This window comes from Mesorhizobium sp. M4B.F.Ca.ET.089.01.1.1 (genome assembly GCF_004022605.1).
Classification (GTDB): domain Bacteria; phylum Pseudomonadota; class Alphaproteobacteria; order Rhizobiales; family Rhizobiaceae; genus Mesorhizobium; species Mesorhizobium abyssinicae.
Map to the genome: position 1 here is coordinate 1 of NZ_RZOS01000121.1, position 13924 is coordinate 13924.

The window sequence follows — 13924 nt, forward strand, 5'->3', positions numbered from 1 at the left end:
CGCCGAGACCGGCCGAACCGATGGCATAGCCCTTGGTCACCGCTTTGGTGGTGTTGCCGACCGCGTCGAGCGCGTCGGTCGAGTGGCGCACTTCCTTGGGCAGGCCGGCCATTTCGGCGATGCCGCCGGCATTGTCGGTGACCGGGCCGAAGGCGTCGAGCGCGACGATCATGCCGGCAAGGCCGAGCATGGTGGTGACGGCGATCGCGGTGCCGAACAGGCCGCCGAGTTGGTAGGTCGCAATGATGCCGCCGACGATGACGATCGCCGGCAGCGCCGTCGATTCCAGAGAGACAGCAAGGCCCTGGATGACGTTGGTGCCGTGGCCGGTCACCGACGCCTGGGCGATGGAGTTGACCGGGCGCTTGTTGGTGCCGGTGTAGTACTCGGTGATCACCACGATCAAGCCGGTCACAGCCAAGCCGATCAGGCCGCAGATGAACAGGTTCTTGCCGGTGATGGCGATGCCGGCGACGGTGCCGATATCACCCCAGCCGATGGTGAGCGACGTGGCGGCGCCAAGGCCGACGATCGACAGCAGGCCGGTGACGATCAGGCCCTTGTAAAGCGCGCCCATGATCGAACCGTTGGAGCCGAGCTTGACGAAGAAGGTGCCGACGATCGAGGTCAGGATGCAGGCGCCGCAGATGGCCAGCGGATAGAGCATGGTGTCGGCCAAAATGGCAGTGCCGCCGAAGAAGATAGCAGCGAGAACCATGGTGGCGACGACGGTGACGGCGTAGGTCTCGAACAGGTCGGCCGCCATGCCGGCGCAGTCGCCGACATTGTCGCCGACATTGTCGGCGATGGTTGCGGGGTTGCGCGGATCGTCCTCGGGAATGCCGGCTTCGACCTTGCCGACGAGATCGCCGCCGACGTCGGCGCCCTTGGTGAAGATGCCGCCGCCGAGACGGGCGAAGATCGAGATCAGCGAGGCGCCGAAACCGAGCGAGACCAGCGCGTCGATGACGATGCGGTCATTCGGCTGGAGGCCCATCGGACCGGTCAGGATAAAGTAGTAGATCGAGACGCCGAGCAGTGCCAGACCCGCCACCAGCATGCCGGTGATGGCGCCCGACTTGAAGGCGATGTCGAGGCCGGCGGCCAGGCTGTTGGAAGCGGCCTGCGCGGTGCGCACATTGGCGCGCACGGAAACGTGCATGCCGATGAAGCCGGCGGCGCCCGAGAGCACGGCGCCGATCAGGAAGCCGATGGCCGAGGTGATCGACAGCAGCCACCAGGCAAGCAGGAGCACGACGATGCCGACGACGGCGATGGTGGTGTATTGGCGCGCCAGGTAGGCCTGGGCGCCCTCGCGGATGGCTGCGGAGATTTCCTGCATGCGCTGATTGCCCTGATCGGACGCAAGGACCGAACGGGTCGCCCAAATAGCGTAAAGGACTGAAAGCAGGCCGCAGGCGATGACGGCGTAAATGATGGTCATTGCCGAATTTTCCTCGATTGATGGCCCAAAAGAACCCCTCCCTGGGCCGTTGGAACGGGGATGCACGCCGCCAGGCGGAATCCACCCCTTGGCTGGGCTGTATGCGAAACAGGGCTCGGAACGTCAAGATATTGTTCGGTTTTTGCCCGGCTTTCGCCCAAAAGGCGAACGCGGCTCCGCTCGTGCCAGTACCGTCGTGCTTTTAGATCGATTGAAATGACGTTAGGTCATCAGTCGCGGTGCGGATCGGGCGTGAGACTCGAACTGGCGCGCTACCACGCTGCTCGCCGAGTGATCGGCTCGTAGCCTGCTTTGCAAACTCTCATTGCGAGCATATCTTTATAGGCAAGACAGGTTGATCGATGAAATTCAAAGCTATCGTTCACGAAGCCGAAGAAGGTGGCTACTGGGCCGAAGTTCCGGCCATTCCCGGCTGTGCGACGCAAGGAGAGACCTTGGACGAGCTCCTAGCGAATCTTCGCGAAGCTATCGAAGGCTGCCCTTCGGTCGATCTTCCGTCATCGTTGACCTCCGAGCCCGGCAGGATCGTGGAAGTCGCGGTTTGAAGTCCATTTCCGGCAAGGAATTAGCACGCGCAGTCGAGCGCGGTGGTTGGCAGCTTTTGCGCATAGCTGGAAGCCATCATATCTATGGGAAAGAGGGCAGCATCGTTCGACTTCTATTCCCATCCATGGCAACAAGCCCCTCAAGACCGGCCTCCTACGTCATCTGCTGAAAATGGCAGGCGTCGACGAAGACGAAATCTAACCTTCCCCTAAACCGCCCCCTGCCCCATCCGGCGCGCCGTGTAGCGCTCGATGGCCGACAGGCCGTCATAGATCAGCACGGCAAGTGCAGCGACGATCAGGCCGCCCTGCAGCACGAAGGCGAGATTGTTCGACAGCAGGCCGGCGATGATCACCTCGCCAAGCGTCTTGGCCGCAACCGTCGAGCCAATGGTGGCGGTGGCGAGGCTGATGACCACCGAAAGCCGGATGCCGCCGAGGATGACCGGCGCGCTGAGCGGCAGCTCGACCTTGACCAGCCTCTGCCAGGCGGTCATGCCGGCGCCGCGCGCCGCTTCCATGACATTGCCCGGCAGGGTGGTGAGAGCCGTCAGCGCGTTCTCGAAGATCGGCAGCAGGCCATAGAGGAAGAGCGCAATCAGCGTCGGCTTCTCGCCGAAGCCGACGGCCGGCACGGCAAGTGCCAGCACGGCGACAGGCGGAAAGGTCTGGCCGATGTTGACCAGGCTGCGCGACAGCGGCAGGAACTCCGCGCCGGCCGGCCTGGTGACCAGAATGGCAAGCGCGACCGCAACGATGGTTGCGGCGACCGTGGCGATCAGCACGGTCCTCAGATGCAGCAGCGTCAGCGTCAGCAAGCTGCCCTGGTTGTAGATCGCCGGCGCGCCGTTCTCGGTCAGCGGCTTGAGCAGCGGCTCGAACAAGCCTGGGTTGGTGACGAAGGCGACAAGCAGCACCACCAGGAGAAGCCGGAGCAGCGATGGCAGCCAGGCTTTCATGCAGGCCTCGCGGCGCGCCTGACCAGCCCATCGACGGTGACCCGGCCAAGCGGCTTGCCGTCGCCATCCTTCACCGGCAGCGCCGGGCGACCCGACCAAAGCAGCTCGGCCAGCGCGTCGCGCTGGCTGGCCTCGGCCGGGATCGCTTCGCCCTCGGCGGTCCCCTTCTCGACGGCATCGCCGACGCGGCCAAGCGACAGCAGCCGGAACGGTTTCTCGCTGGCGCCGACAAGGGTCTCGACGAAGGCGCTGGCCGGCTTCGCCAGGATCTCGGCGGGTTTTGCGTACTGCACCAGCTTGCCGGCATCCATGACGGCGATCTTGTCGCCCAGATGCACGGCTTCCTCCATGTCGTGGGTGACGAGGATGATGGTGGTGCCGAAGCGCCTCTGGATCGCCAGCAGGTCCTCCTGCGCCTTGTTGCGGATGATCGGGTCAAGCGCGCCGAACGGCTCGTCCATCAAAAGCACGTTCGGCTCGGCGGCTAGCGCGCGGGCAACGCCGACGCGCTGCTGCTGGCCGCCGGAGAGCTCGTGCGGGTAACGCGGCCCATAGGCCTGCGGATCGAGCTGGTAGAGCGTCATCAACTCGTCGACACGGCGCTTGATGCGGTCCCTGTCCCAGCCGAGCAGCAGCGGCACCGTGGCGATGTTTTGCGCCACCGTGCGATGCGGAAACAGGCCATGGCCCTGGATGGCGTAGCCGATGCTGCGGCGCAGCTCGTAACCCGGCAGCGAGCGGTTGTCGGCGCCGTCGAGCTTGATGACGCCCGCGGTCGGCTCGACCAGCCGGTTGATCATCCTGAGCAATGTCGTCTTGCCGGAGCCGGACGTGCCGACGATGACGCAAACAGTGCGCGGCTCGATCGCCATCGACACATCGTCGACCACTGTGGTTTCGCCATAGCGCTTGGTGATGCCTTCGATCTCGATCATGCCGGGCTTGCCTCATGTCGTCTGATGGAGGTCATTTCGATGATGGCATCGAGGATGATGGCGGCGGCGAAGGCCAGCGCCACGGTCGGCACCGCGCCGAGCAGCACCAGATCCATCGCGGTCTGGCCGACGCCCTGGAAGACGAACACGCCAAAGCCGCCGCCGCCGATCAGCGCGGCGATGGTGGCAAGGCCGATGTTCTGCACCAGAACGATGCGGATGCCGGTCAGGATCACCGGGAAGGCGAGTGGGAATTCGACGTCGAACAGCCGCTGGCGGTCGGTCATGCCCATGCCGCGGGCGGCGTCGTTGGCGCCGCGCGGCACGCCGGCGAGCCCGACCACGGTGTTGGCCACCACCGGCAGCAGCGAATAGAGGAACAGCGCGACGAAGGCTGGCGCGGTGCCGATGCCGCGGATGCCCAAAGCGCCGGCGCCGGGCACATGGGTCGCCACCCAGCCGAGCGGCGCGATCAGCAGCCCGAACAGCGCGATCGAGGGAATGGTCTGGATGATGTTGAGCACGTTGAGCACGCCGGCCCGCAGCCTCTCGACGCGGTGGCACAGGATGCCGAGCGGCAGGCCGACCACCACCGCCGCCGCCAGCGAGCCCAGTGCCAGCGTGATGTGCTTGGCGCCTTCGGCCCAGAAACTGTCGGCGCGGTTGGCGTATTCCTTCAGGATCGACAGGCTATCCCATTGCCCCGACACCAGAAGCAGGCCGATCGCCAGCGCGGCGGCGACGAGCACACCGACGCGCGCCCAGGGCGACAGATCGAGCCTGGTCAGCACATCCGCGAGCAGCAGCGTGAAGGCGAAGATCAGCAGCCAGAAGCCGGAGGCCGGCGAGACGCGGGCAAAGGTGTTGCCTGCCGGGGTGAGGAAGCTGCCGGCCGTGCCGATGAGGATGGCAAGCGCTGCAAGCGCCACGACGCCGGCGGCAAGCCGGAGCAGCAGCGGCGTCTTCAGCAGCGCGATCAGCGCGCCGGCGATGACGATCGCCAGCAGCAGCGGCCCGGTGGCAGACGGCAGCGCTTCCAGAATGGAGCGCGCCTGGCCTGGCACGATGCGGTTGGCACGGAAGGTGGCGAAGGGGGCAAGCAACGCCGCATAGGCCGCGATCGCGGCGATGACCACGCCGAGCTTGTCGAAACGGAGGGTCATCGGCTGCTCGCGCAGCAATTCGGAGAGGCAGAAATAGGAAGGCCTCGTTCCTTCGCGCCCCCCTCTGTCCTACCGGACATCTCCGCCACTTGGGGGGAGATCAGATGTCGCGCGGGCTTTCGCCAATCCCCAGCGTGGCAAGAAGAGCGACGGCGATGAAGCTGCCAATCTCCCCCCTTGTGGGGGAGATGTCCGGCAGGACAGAGGGGGGCGCCTCGCACCGGCGTACGCTTCTTCGACGCGATCGCGACTACTTCAAAAACCCGTTCTTCTTCAAAAAGTCCTCGGCGACGCCCTTGACCGGCTCGCCGCCGACCTGCACGCGGCCGTTGAGTTCCTGCAGCGTGACGAGGTCGAGCTTGGCGAACACCGGCTTCAGCAGCGTCTCGATCTCGGGATGCTCCTTCAGCACCGCCTCGCGGATGATTGGCGCCGGCTGGTAGACCGGCTGGACGCCCTTGTCGTCGTCGAGGACGACGAGGCCGGAAGGCGCGATGCCGCCGTCGGTGCCGTAGACCATGGCCGCATTGGCGCCGTTGGTCTGGTTCGCGGCAGCCGCGATGGTCGCCGCGGTGTCGCCGCCGGAAAGCGTGATCAACTGGTCGGGCTTCAGCGCAAAGCCGTAGGTGGTCTGGAAGGCCGGCAAGGCGGCCGCCGAATTGACGAATTCGGCCGAGGCCGCGAGCACGACCTTGCCGCCGCCAGCCACGTACTTGCCGAAGTCGGTGAGTGTCGCCAGCTTGTTCTCGTCGGCGACCTCCTTGCGCAGCGCGATCGCCCAGGTGTTGTTGGCCGGCGATGGCGACAGCCAGACGATCTTGTTGGCGTCATAGTCTAGCTTCTTGGCCGCCTCATAGGCCTTGGCGGCATCCTTCCAGACCGGATCGTCGGCCTTCTCGAAGAAGAAAGCGGCATTGCCGGTATACTCGGGATAGATGTCGATCTCGCCGGCGGTGATCGCCTTGCGCACCACCGGCGTGCCGCCGAGCTGGATGCGGTCGGTGGTCTTGATGTTGTTGGCGTTCAGCACGAGCTGGATGATGTTGCCGAGCACGCCACCCTCGGTGTCGATCTTCGACGACACGACGACCTGCGCGTTTGCCGAGGCAGCGGTGATGCCGAGCGCAAGCGCGGCGCCAGCCAGAAGCTTGATTGAAAACATGGTGAAATCCCTTGCTGTGAACCGGATTCGGTTGCCGCATATGAGCATGGCTTCAACGCCCCGTCGGGGCACACGGTTTCATAACAAGGGGGATACACGCAATAATTTTATACGGGCTGGCCCAACGTGGCAGCGCCGGTCCAGGACAGGGTGATGTCAGTTGGCTGCGCGCAAGCTCGTCACCTTCAACGCTCCGAGCGCGACGAAGCAGAGCGCGCAGACCGGGAACACCAGCCAGTTGAGCATCGCCCAGCCCCAGGCGTTGTAGACCGCGCCGGACATCAGCGAGGCGAAGGCGACGGAGCCGAACAGGACGAAATCATGGAAGCCCTGCACCTTGCTCTTTTCCGACGGGCGGTAGCTGGCGGCGACCATCGAGGTGGCGCCGATGAAGCCGAAATTCCAGCCGAGGCCGAGCAGGATCAGCGCCGTCCAGAACTGCCACAGCGCCAGGCCTGACAAAGCGACCGCGGCGCAGCCGATCAGGAGCACGAGGCCGGCGGCGACGATGCGCTCGGCGCCGAAGCGGTGGATCAGCGAGCCGGTGAAGAAACTTGGCCCGAACATCGCCATCACATGCCAGGAAATGCCAAGCGTGGCATCATCCGTCGACAGGCCGCAGCCGACCATGGCGAGCGGCGCACCGGTCATGACGAAGCTCATCAGCGCATAGCTGCCGACGACGCAGAACAGCGCCGCGACGAAACGCGGCTGGGTGACGATCTCGGATAGCGGCCTGGCGTCGCTGTCCTCGACCGCGGCGCCGCCGACCGCCTTGGGCGCGATGCGCAGAAACGACAGGATGACGGCGCCGACGGCCGACAGCACCAGGATGGAGGCGAACGAGCCGGCGAACATCACCGGTGCAAAGGATTCGCGGGTGAAGATGACGATCTGCGGCCCGAGAATGGCGGTGACGATGCCGCCCGCCAGCACGAAGGAGATGGCGCGCGCCTTGAATTCCGGCGGCGCGTTGTCGGCGGCAGCGAAGCGGAACTGCTGGACGAAAGCGCCGCCCACCCCGATCACCAGCAGGCCGAAGGCGAACAGCCAGAAACTCGGGTTGAACAGCGCCAGCGTCGCGACAAGCCCGCCGAGCGCGGTGACGACGGTGCCGGTCATGAAGCCGCCGCGCTGGCCGAGCTGGCGGATGATGGCGGCGGCCGGCAGCGCGCCCAGCGCCACGCCGATGTTGAAGCCGGTGACCGGCGCCGTCGCCAGCGATTTGTCGGGCCCAAGCAGGTATTGTCCCGCAAGCGCGCCAAGCGAGATGGCGATGGGTGCGGCCGAGCCGATGATCGCCTGCGCGGCGGCAAGCAGCAGCGCCGTGCGGCGCGCTTCCCTGCCGGCTCCGGCAACGACGGCCGCGGCCGTCACGAAGCGTCCTTGCCGCGGCCTTCGCCGCGCACCCGGCGCGACACCCGGTCGAGCACGGCGTTGGTAAGCTTCGGTTCGTCTTCCTCGTAGAAAGCCTTGGCGATGTCGACATATTCCGAGACGATCACCGCCACCGGAACGTCGTCGCGCTTCATCAGCTCGTAGACGCCGGCGCGCAGGATGGCGCGCAGCGTCGAATCCAGCCGCGACAGCGGCCAGTCGTCGGTCAGCGCCTGGCGGATGACCGGATCGATGGTCTTCTGGTTCTCGACGACACCGGTGAGGATGGCGCGGAACCATTGCGCATCGGCCTCGCGATAGAGCGCGCCGTCGACTTCCTTGCCGAGCCGGAACGCTTCGTACTCGGCCGTGATCTCGATAACGCCGCTGCCGGCAACGTCCATCTGGTAGAGCGCCTGCACGGCCGCGAGCCGGGCGGCGCCGCGCTTGTTGGCGTGGCGGGCCGTGGGCTGGCCGGGCGACGCGGGCTCGCTCACGATCGCGCTCCCAGCTGCTGTTTGAGGGCGATCATGGTCAGCGCCGCGCGCGCGGCAAAGCCGCCCTTGTCGCCTTCCGAGCGTCTGGCGCGCGTCCAGGCCTGGGCGTCGTTCTCGGTGGTCAGGATGCCATTGCCGATGCAGACCGCTTCCTGCACGGAGAGGTCCATCAGCGCGCGGCTCGATTCATTGGCGACAATGTCGAAATGATAGGTGTCGCCGCGCACGATGGTGCCCAGCGCGACGAAACCGTCATAGGCGGTGCCGCCTTCGGCGGCGCCATCGAGCGCGAAGGTGATCACTGCCGGGATTTCCAGCGAGCCCGGAACGGTGACCACGTCATAGGTCGCGCCTGCCTCGTCCAGCGCACTCGTTGCGCCTTCGAGCAGCGCGTCGGCAAGGTCGTCATGGAAGCGCGCCTCGACGATGAGAAGGTGCGCCTTGTCCTTCGGACGGATGAACGCTTTGCCGTGTTGGGATATGCCAGCCATAGATGTCTCCGGGGGTCGCCGGTGACTTAGGCCGAAGCGGCAGCATTCGCAAGCTTTGTCCGATGCTCAGGCCCGGTCTAATTTGCCGGGGTGGCTCAAAGCCCTTCTTTCGCCGCCTCCGCCAGGCGCGCCGCGTAGCGAGCCATGGTGTCGATCTCGAGGTTCACGCGGTCGCCGACCTGGCGTTCGCCCCAGGTGGTGACAGTCAGCGAATGGTGGATCAGCAGCACGTCGAAGCGGGTGCCCTCGACCTTGTTGACGGTGAGCGAGGTGCCGTCGAGCGCGACCGAGCCTTTCGGCGCGATGAATTTCGCGAGCTCGCGCGGCGCTTCGAGCGTGAAGCGCACGGCGTCGCCCTCGTCCTTGCGCTCAACAATCTGGGCCGTGCCGTCGACATGACCGGACACGATGTGGCCGCCGAGCTCGTCGCCGATCTTCAGCGCCCGTTCCAGATTGATCCTGGTGCCGGACTTCCAGCCCATCGCTGTGGTCAGCCTGAGCGCCTCTTCCCAGGCCTCGACCTCGAACCAGCGGGCGTTGGAGCCGCCTTCCGGCAACGCCGTCACCGTCAGGCAGACGCCGGCGCAGGAGATCGAGGCGCCGATGGCGATGCCTTCCGGGTCATAGGCGGTGTCGATGCGCAGTCCGATCCCTTCCCTGAGCGGCGTCACGGCAGCGACGGTGCCGACATCGGTAACAATTCCGGTGAACATCAGATGTCTCTGTCTTTCAGTTTGACCATCATCTGGTCCGAAAACCGGTCCCCACTTTTTGGGTCATGGTCTCACCCACTCGGCGTAGCTGTCCTCGCCGAAGCGCATCTCGCGCAACTTGCGGAACCCTGCCGGGATATGGTCGGCGTCGATGGGCGATGCAATGCCCTCTTCGCCGATCGCGTCCGGCCCGCCGAACAGCACGATGCGATCGACCAGACCTTCGTCGAGGAAAGCCTTGGCCACCCTGGCGCCGCCTTCGACCAGGACGCTCGCCATGCCGAGCGCGGCCAGATCCTCGAGCAATTCCGGCAGGGCCACCTCACCTCCATACGTTTCCGTTCCGATGAAGTGCACGCCCGCGCGTTCGAGCGTGGCGCGCCGCTGCGGATCGGCCTCGAGGCAGGCGGCGAGGTAGAGCGGCACGCGGTCGACGCCGGAGACCAGCTTGGAGGTGTCCGGCAGTCGGATCTGGCGGTCGAGCACGATGCGCGCCGGCGAGCGGTTCTCCAGGCCGGGCAGCCGTACGGTCAGCGCCGGATCGTCCTCAAGCGCGGTGCCGATGCCGATCAGGATGCCGTCGGCTTCGGCGCGCATCAGATAGACTTCGCGGCGCGCGATATCGCCGGTGATCGCGACCTGCCCCTCGCCCTCGACGCCGATCTTTCCGTCGCTGGAAAGCGCAAGTTTGAGAATAATTTCCGGCCGTTTCCTGAGTGATCGAATCAAGTAACCGGCCATCTGCTCGGAAGCCTCGGCGGCGAGCACTCTTTCGACAACCTCGATGCCCGCGGAACGCAGGATGGCGTAGCCTTGGCCGGAAACGCGCGGATCGGGGTCGCTGGCCGCGCCGACGACACGCGCAATGCCGGCATTGACCAGCGCGTTGGCGCAAGGCGGCGTGCGGCCGTGGTGGGCGCATGGCTCCAGCGTCACATAGGCGGTGGCGCCGCGCGCGAGTTCGCCCGCCTCGGTCAGCGCTTCGGTCTCGGCATGCGGCCGGCCACCGACCGCGGTGACGCCGGTGCCGACGATCATCGGCCCGGCGCCATCGTCGCGGACGATGATCGTGCCGACGGACGGGTTGGTCGAGGTGCGTCCGGCGTTTTTTCGCGACAGCCGCAGCGCCGCCGCCATGAAACGGCGATCGAGAGCTTCCTGCCCGGCCGGGCTTGGTCGCGGCCCTGCCATGCTCAGCCTGCGTCCTCTTCGCTCTTGTCTTCGTCGCCCTTCAGCTCGCCGAGCAGCTCATGGAAATCCTTGGCCTCGCGGAAATTGCGATAGACCGAGGCGAAGCGGACATAGGCGACGTCGTCGAGCGACTTCAGCGCCTCCATGACCAGTCGGCCGACCTCGCCCGAGGCCACTTCGGTCTCGCCGGAGCTTTCAAGCTGGCGCACGATGCCGGTGACCGCGCGGTCGATGCGCTCGGGATCGACATTGCGCTTGCGCACCGCGATCTCGACCGAGCGCAAGAGCTTGTCGCGGTCGAACGGCACCTTGCGGCCGGATTTCTTGACCACGACGAGGTCGCGGAGTTGGACGCGCTCGAAGGTGGTGAAACGGCCGCCGCAATCGGGGCATACGCGCCGCCTGCGGATCGCCGCGCCATCCTCGGCAGGGCGCGAATCCTTCACCTGCGTATCTTCGGACTGGCAGTAGGGACAGCGCATGGAGAGCCTTCGGTTGGCGATTCTTGGTGAGCGGAAGGCTTAGAGGTTTTTGCCGCGATGGCAAAGCACGGACGGCCTTCCGTGCCTCAGAGATAGCGAGGCGCGAGGAAGATTGCCAGCGCCGCCGCCAGCCAGACCGCGATACCGCCGAGAACGGCAAGCCGATAGTCTACCCTCTCGATGAACAGCCAACAGGCGCCGAGGAAGGCGAGATAGGCGGGGATCGTCCTGAAGCCGGCGAGACAGGCCTCGCGAAAGCCGGTCGGGTTGCCCTTGGCGCCGACCGCAAGCAGCGCGATGACCGCGAAGGTCGGCGCCAGCGGCAGGATGCCGGGCAGGACGTTGCCGCGCTTCGAGGCCCAGACGATCAGCGCCGTGACGAGGCCGCCGACGACTCCTTTCCAGAGAATGTCCATGGCGCGGCTCCTTGCTGCCTGTCAGGGCGCGACGTCGGTGGTCGGGAAGCCGCAGGACGCGCCAAGGCTGCGGTAGGCCTTGGTGAAGCCGTCCATCGATATGCTGGCAACCGGCTTGTTGGCGAAGACGACATCGATCGCGGCCGCGCGCCGCATGGCCCGCAGCAGGGCAAGCGCGACGTCCTTCTTGTTGTCCAGCATCCACTGGTCGCCGATATCGGCGCTGACGGTCGCCTTGACCTTGCCCTTGTCGTCACCAAACACGGCCGGAATGCTCTCGCCGGCCGGCAGATCCTTGTTCCGCAGCGCGATGACGATGCTCGGATAGCCGTCGGGCGGCAATGCGTCGCCGTTCGAGATGGCAAGCGTCAGCGTGCCGCCGGTGCCGTTCTGGTCGAGGAACGCCGTCGAGGCGGCGCAGGTTCTGCGCACGTCCTCACCGGTGTTGACTTCATCGATGATGGTGGACCACCTGCCGAAGGTCTCGGTCTTGGGAGATGCAGGCGGGGGAGATGCAGGCGCAGGCGATGCGGCCGGAGCCGTCTCTGCCTTCGGCGCCGTCGTCGTGGTCTGCGCCTGGGCGGCGCCGGTCAACGGCGAGGCCGCCAGAAGCGCCGCGAGAGCGCCGAGACATGGAAATCGCATCGTCAACAAGGCTCCTGTCCGGATCGCCGCTCCATCCGGAGCGGCGCTTCCCGTCGTGGCCAATAAGAATGACGCGAGGCTTCAGGTCAACCGAGATAGGGATAGAGCGGGAAGCGATCGGTGAGCGCCACGACCTTGGCCTTCACCGCCGCCTCGACGGCCGCGTTGCCCTCGTCGGAGTTCGCCACCTTCAAGCCGTCCAGCACCTCAGCGATCAGCTTGCCGATCTCGCGGAACTCGGCCTGGCCGAAGCCGCGCGTCGTGCCGGCCGGCGTGCCGAGGCGCACACCCGAGGTGACGAAGGGCTTTTCCGGATCGAAGGGGATGCCGTTCTTGTTGCAGGTGATGTTGGCGCGGCCGAGTGCCGCCTCGGCGCGCTTGCCGGTGGCGTTCTTGGGGCGCAGATCGACCAGCATCAGGTGGTTATCGGTGCCGCCGGAGACGATGTCGAGGCCCGTCTCCTTCAGGCTCGATGCCAGCGCCTTGGCGTTGGCGGCGACGCTCTCGGCATAGAGCCTGAAGCTCGGCTTCAGCGCCTCGCCCAGCGCCACCGCCTTGGCGGCGATGACGTGCATCAGCGGACCGCCCTGCAGGCCCGGGAAGACGGCCGAATTCATCTTCTTGGCGATGTCTTCGTCGTTGCAAAGGATCAGGCCGCCACGCGGGCCGCGCAGCGACTTGTGCGTGGTCGTCGTCACGACATGGGCGTGCGGCAACGGCGACGGATGCACGCCGCCGGCGACGAGGCCGGCGATGTGGGCCATGTCGACCATCAGATAGGCGCCTACCGCATCGGCGATCTCGCGGAAACGCTTCCAGTCCCAGATGCGGGAATAGGCGGTGCCGCCGGCCAGGATCAACTTCGGCTTGGTCTCATGCGCGGTCTTCTCGATCGCGTCCATGTCGAGCAGATGGTCGTCCTTGCGCACGCCGTAGGAGACGACCTTGAACCACTTGCCGCTCATGTTGACCGGCGAGCCGTGGGTGAGATGGCCGCCGGAATTGAGGTCGAGGCCCATGAAGGTGTCGCCGGGCTGCAGCAGCGCCAGGAATACGGCCTGGTTCATCTGGCTGCCGGAATTCGGCTGGACGTTGGCGAAGTTGCAGCCGAACAGCTTTTTCGCGCGTTCGATGGCCAGTTCCTCGGCCACGTCGACGAACTGGCAGCCGCCATAGTAGCGCTTGCCTGGATAGCCCTCGGCATATTTGTTGGTCATGATCGAGCCCTGCGCTTCCAGGACAGCGCGCGAGACGATGTTTTCGGAAGCGATCAGCTCAATCTCATGGCGCTGGCGGCCGAGCTCGTTGCGGATGGCGCCGAAAATCTCCGGATCGGCGTCGGCCAGCGTGGTCTCGAAGAAGGATTCGAATTTGTTCGACGCTGCCGCTGCTGTTGCCATGCCTGAAATCCTCCGGTTCGGGGCAATTTGTTCATGCATATCGTTGCCCCAAAACCGCTGCGCACTCTTGGGCGACATGCATTGCCGCGCCATTAACACAGTTGTTTTCGCCTCGCCACGTTTGCGCCGCGAAATTTGCTGGCCGGTTTGCGTCAACGCCAGCGGCGCGAGGTCTATTTCCGCTCCCGCCGGCTTTTCAGCAGGGCTTCGGTGAGCGTGATCTCGGCAAGCAGCGCCCGCATCGTATGGTCGTTGATCTCGCGGCTTCGGAACATGGCGCGCACGGCGCCCCGCTCGGCCTCGATGCCGGCGTGCCTGAGTTCCAGTTCCAGGCGCCCCGCCTCGCGGGCCTCGGCGCGCGCCTCGTCGGCCTCGTCGGAGGCGGCTATGCGGCGGCGGTAGCCGGCGACGATGCTGTCGGCGACCGCAAGCCTCGCCTCGGCCGCCTCGCCCTCGCTCCCTTCATTGGCGATGCTCTCGATC

The 13924-nt window shown here is 66.0% G+C and carries 15 protein-coding genes and 1 pseudogene; 1 reads left to right on the top strand and 15 read right to left on the bottom strand.

What is annotated here, in order from left to right:
• On the bottom strand, window positions 1-1444 hold a 1444-nt coding region (locus EN780_RS14065), incomplete at its 3' end, for a sodium/proton-translocating pyrophosphatase (RefSeq protein WP_128274337.1).
• 362 nt (window positions 1445-1806) lie between these two features.
• On the opposite strand from EN780_RS14065, the gene EN780_RS14070 reads away from it, so the two are divergent.
• Window positions 1807-2010, top strand: coding sequence for a type II toxin-antitoxin system HicB family antitoxin (locus EN780_RS14070; protein WP_128274339.1), 204 nt, complete (start codon window positions 1807-1809; stop codon window positions 2008-2010).
• A 209-nt stretch (window positions 2011-2219) separates the two neighbouring features.
• Here the strand turns inward: EN780_RS14070 and EN780_RS14080 are convergent, their stop codons facing one another.
• From EN780_RS14080 to EN780_RS14150, 14 genes and pseudogenes are all read right to left on the bottom strand, one after another.
• A complete protein-coding gene (locus EN780_RS14080) occupies window positions 2220-2969 on the bottom strand; it encodes an ABC transporter permease (protein WP_128274341.1) in 750 nt (249 codons plus the stop codon).
• Window positions 2966-3904, bottom strand: coding sequence for an ABC transporter ATP-binding protein (locus EN780_RS14085; RefSeq protein WP_128274343.1), 939 nt, complete (start codon window positions 3902-3904; stop codon window positions 2966-2968). The genes EN780_RS14080 and EN780_RS14085 overlap by 4 nt, the downstream gene beginning before the upstream one ends.
• On the bottom strand, window positions 3901-5067 hold the full coding sequence (locus tag EN780_RS14090; protein ID WP_128274345.1) for an ABC transporter permease: 1167 nt from the start codon (window positions 5065-5067) through the stop codon (window positions 3901-3903). Before EN780_RS14090 ends, EN780_RS14085 begins: the two co-directional genes overlap by 4 nt.
• A gap of 250 nt (window positions 5068-5317) precedes the next feature.
• Window positions 5318-6229 carry an ABC transporter substrate-binding protein gene (locus EN780_RS14100; protein ID WP_127284702.1) on the bottom strand — a complete coding sequence of 304 codons (912 nt, stop codon included), beginning with the start codon at window positions 6227-6229 and terminating at the stop codon, window positions 5318-5320.
• 156 nt (window positions 6230-6385) lie between these two features.
• Window positions 6386-7606 carry an MFS transporter gene (locus tag EN780_RS14105; protein ID WP_128274347.1) on the bottom strand — a complete coding sequence of 407 codons (1221 nt, stop codon included), beginning with the start codon at window positions 7604-7606 and terminating at the stop codon, window positions 6386-6388.
• Window positions 7603-8103, bottom strand: coding sequence for a transcription antitermination factor NusB (gene nusB / locus EN780_RS14110; protein WP_127287177.1), 501 nt, complete (start codon window positions 8101-8103; stop codon window positions 7603-7605). Before nusB ends, EN780_RS14105 begins: the two co-directional genes overlap by 4 nt.
• On the bottom strand, window positions 8100-8594 hold the full coding sequence (ribH, locus tag EN780_RS14115) for a 6,7-dimethyl-8-ribityllumazine synthase (protein WP_127287176.1): 495 nt from the start codon (window positions 8592-8594) through the stop codon (window positions 8100-8102). The genes nusB and ribH overlap by 4 nt, the downstream gene beginning before the upstream one ends.
• A gap of 95 nt (window positions 8595-8689) precedes the next feature.
• On the bottom strand, window positions 8690-9307 hold the full coding sequence (locus EN780_RS14120) for a riboflavin synthase (RefSeq protein WP_128274349.1): 618 nt from the start codon (window positions 9305-9307) through the stop codon (window positions 8690-8692).
• Window positions 9308-9370: 63 nt separating this feature from the next.
• A complete protein-coding gene (ribD, locus tag EN780_RS14125; RefSeq protein ID WP_128274351.1) occupies window positions 9371-10498 on the bottom strand; it encodes a bifunctional diaminohydroxyphosphoribosylaminopyrimidine deaminase/5-amino-6-(5-phosphoribosylamino)uracil reductase RibD in 1128 nt (375 codons plus the stop codon).
• Between the two features lie 2 nt (window positions 10499-10500).
• On the bottom strand, window positions 10501-10980 hold the full coding sequence (nrdR, locus tag EN780_RS14130; protein WP_010915593.1) for a transcriptional regulator NrdR: 480 nt from the start codon (window positions 10978-10980) through the stop codon (window positions 10501-10503).
• Window positions 10981-11066: 86 nt separating this feature from the next.
• Complete coding sequence (locus tag EN780_RS14135; RefSeq protein WP_127285741.1) at window positions 11067-11396, bottom strand: GlpM family protein; 330 nt, start codon at window positions 11394-11396, stop codon at window positions 11067-11069.
• A gap of 21 nt (window positions 11397-11417) precedes the next feature.
• Window positions 11418-12041, bottom strand: a complete 624-nt coding sequence (locus EN780_RS14140; protein ID WP_128274353.1) for a hypothetical protein — start codon at window positions 12039-12041, stop codon at window positions 11418-11420.
• Between the two features lie 86 nt (window positions 12042-12127).
• Window positions 12128-13441, bottom strand: coding sequence for a serine hydroxymethyltransferase (gene glyA / locus EN780_RS14145; protein ID WP_128274355.1), 1314 nt, complete (start codon window positions 13439-13441; stop codon window positions 12128-12130).
• Window positions 13442-13614: 173 nt separating this feature from the next.
• A pseudogene (locus tag EN780_RS14150) lies at window positions 13615-13924 on the bottom strand (Na+/H+ antiporter); the annotation flags it as partial.